The organism is Azospirillum lipoferum (assembly GCF_024170005.1).
Classification (GTDB): Bacteria; Pseudomonadota; Alphaproteobacteria; order Azospirillales; family Azospirillaceae; genus Azospirillum; species Azospirillum lipoferum.
On record NZ_JALJXJ010000030.1, the window covers coordinates 23,271 to 31,608 of the forward strand.

The 8,338-nt window shown below is 64.3% G+C and carries 9 protein-coding genes; 4 read left to right on the forward strand and 5 right to left on the reverse strand.

Annotated elements, in window-relative coordinates:
- The first annotated feature begins 52 nt into the window (after nt 1-52).
- From J2848_RS35295 to J2848_RS35310, 4 genes are all read left to right on the forward strand, one after another.
- Entirely contained in the window at nt 53-874 is an 822-nt protein-coding gene (locus J2848_RS35295; RefSeq protein WP_170307321.1) for an alpha-1,2-fucosyltransferase, read from the forward strand.
- Nucleotides 875-940: 66 nt separating this feature from the next.
- Nucleotides 941-1,879, forward strand: coding sequence for a GDP-L-fucose synthase family protein (locus J2848_RS35300; RefSeq protein WP_318604978.1), 939 nt, complete (start codon nt 941-943; stop codon nt 1,877-1,879).
- The gene (locus J2848_RS35305; protein ID WP_170307320.1) at nt 1,876-3,144 is read left to right on the forward strand and encodes a DegT/DnrJ/EryC1/StrS family aminotransferase; all 1,269 of its coding nucleotides are present in this window, start codon (nt 1,876-1,878) and stop codon (nt 3,142-3,144) included. The genes J2848_RS35300 and J2848_RS35305 overlap by 4 nt, the downstream gene beginning before the upstream one ends.
- Nucleotides 3,145-3,230: 86 nt before the next feature.
- Nucleotides 3,231-4,142, forward strand: coding sequence for a hypothetical protein (locus J2848_RS35310; protein WP_149235629.1), 912 nt, complete (start codon nt 3,231-3,233; stop codon nt 4,140-4,142).
- An 81-nt stretch (nt 4,143-4,223) separates the two neighbouring features.
- On the opposite strand, the gene J2848_RS35315 is transcribed toward J2848_RS35310, so the two are convergent.
- The 5 genes from J2848_RS35315 to J2848_RS35335 form a co-directional block, all read right to left on the reverse strand.
- Nucleotides 4,224-4,829 carry a hypothetical protein gene (locus tag J2848_RS35315; RefSeq protein ID WP_149235628.1) on the reverse strand — a complete coding sequence of 202 codons (606 nt, stop codon included), beginning with the start codon at nt 4,827-4,829 and terminating at the stop codon, nt 4,224-4,226.
- A gap of 379 nt (nt 4,830-5,208) precedes the next feature.
- Nucleotides 5,209-6,186, reverse strand: coding sequence for a lysylphosphatidylglycerol synthase transmembrane domain-containing protein (locus J2848_RS35320; RefSeq protein ID WP_149235627.1), 978 nt, complete (start codon nt 6,184-6,186; stop codon nt 5,209-5,211).
- An 82-nt stretch (nt 6,187-6,268) separates the two neighbouring features.
- Nucleotides 6,269-7,039 carry a class I SAM-dependent methyltransferase gene (locus tag J2848_RS35325; protein WP_149235626.1) on the reverse strand — a complete coding sequence of 257 codons (771 nt, stop codon included), beginning with the start codon at nt 7,037-7,039 and terminating at the stop codon, nt 6,269-6,271.
- Complete coding sequence (locus tag J2848_RS35330; RefSeq protein ID WP_246194536.1) at nt 7,036-7,953, reverse strand: class I SAM-dependent methyltransferase; 918 nt, start codon at nt 7,951-7,953, stop codon at nt 7,036-7,038. The genes J2848_RS35325 and J2848_RS35330 overlap by 4 nt, the downstream gene beginning before the upstream one ends.
- Before the next feature lie 81 nt (nt 7,954-8,034).
- Nucleotides 8,035-8,338: hypothetical protein (locus J2848_RS35335; protein WP_253568843.1), on the reverse strand; the 304-nt coding region annotated here is incomplete at its 5' end.

Consider the following 8,338-nt stretch of genomic DNA (forward strand, 5'->3'; position numbering starts at 1 on the left):
CCGGCGTTCGTCCGGCGTCACTCCATCAACTCATCGGGAAAGAATGCAGGCGATGATCATTGCGGATCTGACCGGCGGCCTCGGGAACCAGATGTTCATATACGCCGCGGCGCGGGCCGCGGCCCTGCGCCACAACGTGCCGCTGAAGCTCAACATCGCCGGCTTCGTCCGCTACAAGCTGCATCACTATGCGCTGTCGAACCTGAACATCCAGGAAGACTTCGCCATGGCGGAGGATCTGACCGACATCCTGGCCACGGGCCGGATCTACCGCGAGGGCAATCCCTACGGCTTCGACCGCAATGTCCTGGAAACCCCGCCGCCGATGTATCTGCGCGGCTATTTCCAGAGCTTCCGCTATATCGAACCCATCGCCGACGTCATCCGGTCGGACTTCAGCGTCCGGACGCCCGCCGAAGGGCAGGATGCGACCGTGCTGTCGATGATCGCCGAGACCAACGCGGTCTGCCTGCATGTCCGCCGCGCGGACTATGTCTCCAACCCCGGAACGCAGCAGCATCACGGCGTCTGCCCCCGCGAGTATTACGAAGGCTCGCTCAGCCATCTGCAAAGCCGGGTCGGGCCGGTGACGCTGTTCGTCTTCTCCGACGACATCTATTGGGCCCAGGCCAACCTGAAGCTGGACGCGCCGACCATCTTCGTCGGCCACAACCGCGCCGACCGCAATTACGAGGATCTGCGGCTGATGAGCGCCTGCCGGCACTTCATCATCGCCAACAGCAGCTTCTCCTGGTGGGCCGCCTGGCTCGGCGCCGCCCAGGACAAGGTGGTCTATGCGCCGGCCAGATGGCTGAACCATGGGCTGGACACCCGCGATCTGATCCCGCCCGGCTGGACCCAGGTCCGCTACTGACCGGACCCGTTTCCCCGATCTCCGCCAATCCCCGCCAATCTCCGGATGAGCGCCGCCATGGACTTGATGGCCAGAAAAATCTTCGTCGCGGGACATCGCGGCATGGTGGGGTCCGCCGTGCTGCGAAAGCTGCGCGCCATCGGACACCCCGACATCCTCACCGTCGAGAAGAGCGCGGCCGACCTGCGCGACCAGACGGCGACCAACGCCTTCTTCGAGCGGGAACAGCCGGAGGTGGTGATTCTCGCCGCGGCCCGCGTCGGCGGCATCCAGGCCAACATCGCTTCGCCGGGGACGTTCCTGTACGACAATCTGGCGATCCAGACCAACGTCATCCACGCCGCCCACCAGTCCGGCGCGGCACGGCTGGTGTTCCTCGGCAGTTCCTGCATCTACCCGACCAACTGCCCGCAGCCGATGCGGGAGGAGTATCTGTTGACCGGCCCGCTGGAGCCGACCAACGAGGCCTATGCGATCGCCAAGATCGCCGGCATGAAGATGGTCGAATACTATCACCGGCAATATGGGATGGACGGCTTCTCTCTGATGCCGTGCAACATCTACGGCACCAACGACAGCTTCGACCTGCAGAACTCGCATGTGCTGTCCGCCCTGGTCCGCCGCTTCACCGATGCGGTGGACGACGGCGTCGACCGGGTGGAGCTGTGGGGCACCGGCCGCGCCCGGCGCGAGTTCCTGCATGTCGACGATCTTGCAGACGCCATCCTGATGCTGACGGAGCGGATGCCCGGCGACGGCGGCTTCATCAATGTCGGCAGCGGCACGGACATCTCGATCCGCGATCTGGCCCTGCTGATCGCCGCCAAGGTCGGCTATGGCGGCGAGATCGCCTGGAACGCCGAGAAGCCCGACGGCATGCTGCTGAAATGCCTGGACGTATCCCGGATACGGGAGATGGGCTTCCAGCCGTCCGTCACGCTGGAGGACGGCATCGAACGGACCATCGCCGATTATCGTGCCCTGAAGTCGCGGAGCGCCGCATGACCCCCGCCGATCTGCAAGTGAAGCTGCTCGACGTCCTGAACGCCATGATCGCGGTCGGCAACCGCGGCAACGAGGCCCAGGCCCGGCGCTATTTCTATCCCCTCAGCCTCGCGACCTTCGACGTGGACGAGATCATGGAGGCGGTCCATTCGATGACCAGCTTCCGCACCACCATGTGGGAGAAGACGCTTCAGTTCGAACGCCAGTTCGCCAGCTATGTCGACTGCAACGACGCCGTGATGGTGAACAGCGGCTCGTCGGCCGACCTGCTGCTGTCCTTCCTGCTGCGCAACCCGACCAATCCGCTTCTGGAGGAGGGGGACGAGGTGCTGGTTCCGGCGGTGACCTGGCCGACGCACATCTGGTCGCCGCTGATGGCCGGGCTGAAGGTCCGGCTGGTGGACGTCGATCCCGCGACCTTCAACATCGACCTCGACGACCTTGAGGCGAAGATCGGTCCGCGCACCCGCGCCCTGTTCCTGGTGCATCTGATGGGCAACCCCTGCCAGATGGACCGGATCGGCGCGCTGGTCGCCAAGCACAAGCTCGTCCTGCTGGAGGATTGCTGCGAAGCGCTGGGAGCCGCCTGGAACGGCAGGCAGGTCGGCACCTTCGGGCTGGGCGGCGCCTATTCCTTCTTCTTCTCCCACCACATCTGCACGATGGAAGGCGGGATGATCTCCTGCTCCAGCGCCGAGGTGGCCGAGAACCTGCGGATCATGCGGGCGCATGGCTGGATGCGCAACGCCAACCGGCCGGCTCCCCCCGTGGCCGACCCGACGCTCGACCCGCGCTACACCTTCGTGAACTGGGGCTTCAACCTGCGCCCGACCGAGCTGCAGGCCGGCTTCGGCCTGCACCAGCTGCGCAAGCTGCCCGGCTTCAACGAGAGGCGGGAGCAGATCGCCCGGCGCATCTTCGACGTCATCGACCGCAGCGGTCATCTGTCGCGGCCCCGCGCCCATCCGCTGGCCCAGCCCTCCTGGTTCTGCATCCCCCTGCTGGTGGCCGCCGACGCCCCCTTCACGCGTGACGATCTGGTGCGCTACCTGGAGAACAAGGGCGTGGAGACGCGGCCGGTGGTGACCGGCAACATCGCGCGCCAGCCGGCAGCCAAGCTGTTCCCGGATCTGGCGACCGGCGCCCTGCCCGGCGCCGACGCGATCCATGACCGGGGCCTCTATATCGGGCTGTCGCCGCTGTTCACCGATCAGGTCATCGACCGCCTGCTGGACTGCCTGCAGGAGTTTCTCGGGGCCTACTGACCGTCCGCTGCCGGCCTTCGCGGATTTCCGCCCGGGCCGGCAGGCATGTTCGCCCTTGAGGCCGCAAGTCAAAAAGGAAGACTTCAATGGAAGCCAATCACGCGCCCCAACCGCAAAATGATTATCAAGTCTTCCTGAAAGCCTTTCTGGAAAAAATCAGCGAAGTATCTGGAAGATCCGATCGAACTGCCCATATGCCTATATGGGAAAAATTTTCCCTAGATCTTTACGAACTGTCGAAATCACGCGACATGAGGCAGTTCCTTCACTTCCAGCCGATCATCCAATCCATGGTGATCGGTGAGAGTGACTATATTCAAGGTGAATTCAGTTATTTGAGGAATCTGAAGAACTGGGAGGAGCGCTGGGCGCCTGCCCTGAAGGAGAACATCTTCGGGATGCCGATCCCATCGGTGCTCCACCCGTCTTCAAGCAACAACCTGATCCACCATGCGTATCATGCGGCCAAATTCGAAGCCGCCACGGGAAGCCGCTTCGAAGACATGGACATCATGGTCGAATTCGGCGGCGGCTATGGCAGCTTCTGCCGTCTCGCCCGCAATCTTGGTTTCCGAGGGCGCTACATCATCTTCGACCTGCCGGCATTCAGCGCCCTTCAGCAATTCTTCCTGCAATCGATCGGTTTGACGGCGACCGACCGTCTGGACGAATTGGAAGATGGCGTCACGCTCTGCTGCTCCGACCTTGCGGCCTTGAAGCCATTCGTCTTGGAACAGCTTGCGCAAGCTGTGGGGCGCAGCGCCTTTGTCGCCACATGGTCGTTGAGCGAATCCCCCCAGAGCGTCAGGGACGACTTCGAGCCGATCCTCAGGAAGTTCAGCCATTTCCTGATCGCGTATCAGGGCCGCTTCTTCGACATCGACAATACCCAGTATTTCAGGTACGTCGAATCGATCACGGACGGCATTTCCTGGAAGACGGAGCCGACGGTGAACAGCGACAATTTTTATAAGTTCGGCGGCCGTGCTCCCGCTTGAGCCGCGCCATCAGCCTGATCGCGCCGGGGGGTCATATCCCCCCGCATGCGTTCGACTGAACAGGGATCCGCAGGAGCCGGTTCAGAGGGAACCGCCGATCCTCAGCAATTCATCGTTATCCCACGGGGCATAGGCATTCATGTAGGCCAGAGAGGGGTCTTGGATGAGTTCTTCGGGAAGGCCGAGGGCACTGACGAGATCCGACCGGACGCAGATCGCGTTCCCAGTATGGCAAACCACCGTATAGCCTTTTTCCTTCGCGAGATCGGCGACCGCCATGAAGCTTGAGCCGGATGTTTCGCCACCATGGATGTATCGCACCGGCGGCAGGTAACTGTTCACCTTGATGATGACGATTTTGGGCGCGTATTCCTTGATGGATGCCCAAATCTCATAGTCGCAGCTGTCGATATCGATGCTCAGGATATCGAAATCCTTCGGCATGGGCGTCGTGCCGAGGATGGCTTCGACCCGCTTGCCCGGAACATCCGGAGATACGAAAGCCAGAACGGGCAGAACCTTTTGCCCCGGCAGCTTCGCGCAGGTGGCCACCAGATCCTTGTATTTTTCGGCATCCCCCTTGATGTAGACGCCGCTCCGGCCGGCCTCCGCCAGAGAGTATGTGTTGCTGAGATGAATGCCATCCCACGCACCGAACTCGCAGAAGCTTCCTGAGGATATCCGCAACCTCAGAAGGATCTCGGCGATGATGTCATCCTCTCCATTCTGGATATATTTATTTTCTATAGGAATTGATCAGAGATTCCGCTTCGCGCAGAGCCTGTTTATCCTTGGCGATTTTGGATATCATTCTTGCCTCATCATACCAGGGATAGGCGGATATGATGTTTTCGCACATCGCCAATGGCAACGTCATAACGCCCGACGGCGAGGGCGCCATTGGCAATCTTCACCGCATTGTCCAATGTGATTTGGCTCATTCTTCCCGGTCCTCTCCATGATCACGAAGCACGACCTCCCGTGTCCGGTGTAGCGGCAAAGGATCGTGACCGTACCCTTATTCCTGCACGCCCTATTCCTGAACGGCCCACTCCTGAACGCCCGATCAGTCCGGCGAGCGGCCAGCAGCCCCCTCCATACCGGTCCGCCGCTCCCGCAGGACCGTCAGGTCGATGACGGCTCCCAGCAGGGCGACCATCACCTGGAAGGCGAGGATGCCGAAGCCCAGCGCCAGCGACTGGGCGTGCGGCACCCCGACCAGATCGAGCAGCCCGACCAGCGACGCCTCGCGCAGACCGATGCCGGCGACGGTGACCGGCATCAGCACGATCACCGACATCAGCCCGATCACAGCGCTCCACACCGAAAAGGGCTGGTCGATGCCGACCGCCAGCCCCAGGAACTGGCTGCCGGCGACTGCCGCCACCTGCACTGCGATCCCGCCGGCGACCGACAGCAATGCCCGCCCCGGCCGGTGCATCTGGTCGCGCCACGCCTCCAGGAAACGGCGCAGCGGGCCGAGCAGCAAGGCCTCGCGTTTCGGCCCGGCGCGCCAGCCGAGCAGAGCCAGCAGCAGGGCGCGCGCCGGCACCCAGGCCAGCAGGACGGTCGCCGCGGCCAGCCCGGCCAGCACCAACCCGACCGCCACCAGCAGCCCGTCGCCGAAACGGGCCGACTGCACCGCCAGCCCACCACCGGTCAGCAGCAGCAACCCGGCGATTCCCGTCACCTTGTCAAAGGCCACCGCCGAGACGATGCGGCCGCTGTCACCCTGCCCCTGCCCTTCATCCCGGCTGAGCCGGTAGGCCTTCACTGCCTCCCCGGCCAACTGGCCCGGCAGCACCAGCGCATAGAGCTGCGCCACCAGCGTGTAGGCGAGCAGCCGCCCCGCCCGCAGTTCCGGCAGCAGCACCCGCAGCTTCAGCGCATTCAGCACATGCATCAGGAAGAACAGCAGCCCGGCGAGCGCCATCAATCCCGGCGAGGCCACCGCCAGCACCCGCCCGACCTCCGCCATGTCGACCCGCCACAGCAACAGGGCGACCAGCAACGCGCTGACCAGGGCTTTCAGGCGGGGACGCATTTAAGGGTGCCTTTTCATGAAGTCATGAAGTGATGCAAGGAAAGTGCTTGAAAGATTGTCGCTGGATATCGCCCCTCTGCGCTCACGACCCCGGCCGGCGGGCCAGCACGTAGATGTAGTCGCCGTGCGACCAGGAGTTCAGGCGGAACAGGTGGTACAGCGCCTCGGCAATGAGCCGGCGGCCGGGACCATAGTCGCCTTCCGTGCCCTGGCCGCTGGCAGCCCCCAGGACGTTGCGGTAGAGCGGCGAGAAGAAGGGGAAACCCCATTCCACCACCCGCTCGACCTCCAGACCGACCGACTTGATCTTGGCCTGCAGCTCACCGCGGGCATAGTTGCGGTGGTGGCCGACGGTGCGCTCGAAATCGCGCATCCGCCCCTGCAGGGTGGAGACCAGCAGATAGCGGCCGGTCATGGCGGCAAGGTTGCGGAGTGCGGCGACGTCGTCCTCGATATGCTCGACCACGTCGGTGCAGACCACCAGATCGAAGCGGCGGTCGAGATGGCCGGCGGCAACGTCGAGCAGGCCGAACTCGGCGTTCGGCGCCCGGCGACGGGCGACGTCGATGGCCTTGGCGGCGAAATCGAGGCCGGTGTAGCTGGCCTGCGGCTTCAGCGGCATCAGCGTGGCGAGCAGCGAACCCTGGCCGCAGCCGACGTCGAGCAGGCTGTCGTAATTCAGCGGGCGCACCATCTCGGTGACGATGCGGCGCAAATGCCGGCCGGTCGGGCCGTATTTGCGCATGTCGTTCCAGCGCCGCTCCCAGCTGTCGTCGTAATCGACGCCGCCGGGGTGATCGGCCGCCGCCGCGGGCAAGGGAGAGGTGGCGGACTTGAATGCGTCGTCGCTCATGCGGGCCTCCGGCGCAGGATGAATTCATTGCAGCCCGTCGGCACGCGCGGCGGACGGACTTCCAGCAGGTCGAAGCCGAGCGCGTTCATCCGCGCCCGCACCTCGTCGGCACTGGCATATTCATAGGGGTAGCCGCCGAGCCAGTCGGTCACGTCCACCCAGAACTCCATGCCGCGCTCCTTGCGCAGCGGGTTGGAGCCGGTGATCGCCCAGGTCGCCAGGAACATCAGCGAGCCGAGCGTCCAATCCCAGAATTTCCGCAAGAATCCTGGCGACAGGTTGTAGACGATCTTGATCAGGGTCCAGATCGGCGAGGTCCAGTGGCGGTTGTAGAGCGCCAGCACGAAGGTACCGCCCGGCGCCACCAGCAGGGCCACCGTCTCGATTGCCGGCCACATCGAACCGGTGTGGTGCAGCGAGCCCCAGGCATAGACCACGTCGAAACGGCCGAGCGAGCCGACGAAGACGCTGTCGAGCGCCGAACCGCGACGGAACTCGATGCGCTCGGCCAGGTCAGGCGCAAAGCGACCCAGGTTGCGGCGCGCCACCTCGACCCCGGTGGGGTTGACGTCGAAGCCCAGCGCGCGGGAAACACCCAGCTTACCGGCGGCGACGGTGAACAGGCCGGAGCCGGAGCCGACATCGCAGAAGCTGGCGTCCTTCAGCCGGTCGGTCCCGACCAGCCCCTTCAGGCTGTCGATCGCCGCCACCAGCCGCGGTTCGTCCAGCACCGTGCGCGAGTAATGGTCCCAGTTCTCTCCGAAATCGAAGGCCAGGGCGGATGTTCCGGCCGGGGTGCCTCCCCCGCCATCCGCTGTCTTCACCGGTTCCGCCACGCTGTCCGATCCCTTGCTGTCCGATCCGCTCTGCCGCGCCGCCATACGCTCCCGAAAGCCGCCGGATGTCAACAGCACCTGAACCACCAGCCGGAGTGATCTTGCCCGGTGCGGGCGACGGAGCCGACGCCGACGCGCCGACTCCGCCCTCCTCCGACATCACCCGAGGTTGATGTCGGAGAGCGCGAGGACCGTGCCGTTGTAGACGCCGAGCAGGCGCACCTCGGTGGCGGCCACCTGGCCGTCGCCGTTGGTATCGACCACCTGGTACAGAGCGGAACTGGTGCCGTTGTTGGCCAGAACCAGCGTGCTCGCACCGGCCGACGAGTTCGTCAACGTCCCCAGCCCCGTACGGAAATTGGCGAGGGTCGCATCCGTCAGGCTGCCGCTGACGACCGAGGTCAGGCTCACCAGCTCGTTGGAGCTGACGTTCACGCCGTTGGTCGCAGCGGACGCCGTCGTG

What these genes read in the sequence shown, in the direction of transcription:
- J2848_RS35295 (WP_170307321.1), top strand. Translation starts at nt 53, where the DNA reads ATGATCATTGCGGATCTGACCGGCGGCCTCGGGAACCAGATGTTCATA.
- J2848_RS35300 (WP_318604978.1), top strand. Translation starts at nt 941, where the DNA reads ATGGCCAGAAAAATCTTCGTCGCGGGACATCGCGGCATGGTGGGGTCC.
- J2848_RS35305 (WP_170307320.1), top strand. Translation starts at nt 1,876, where the DNA reads ATGACCCCCGCCGATCTGCAAGTGAAGCTGCTCGACGTCCTGAACGCC.
- J2848_RS35310 (WP_149235629.1), top strand. Translation starts at nt 3,231, where the DNA reads ATGGAAGCCAATCACGCGCCCCAACCGCAAAATGATTATCAAGTCTTC.
- J2848_RS35320 (WP_149235627.1), bottom strand. Translation starts at nt 6,186, where the DNA reads ATGCGTCCCCGCCTGAAAGCCCTGGTCAGCGCGTTGCTGGTCGCCCTG.
- J2848_RS35325 (WP_149235626.1), bottom strand. Translation starts at nt 7,039, where the DNA reads ATGAGCGACGACGCATTCAAGTCCGCCACCTCTCCCTTGCCCGCGGCG.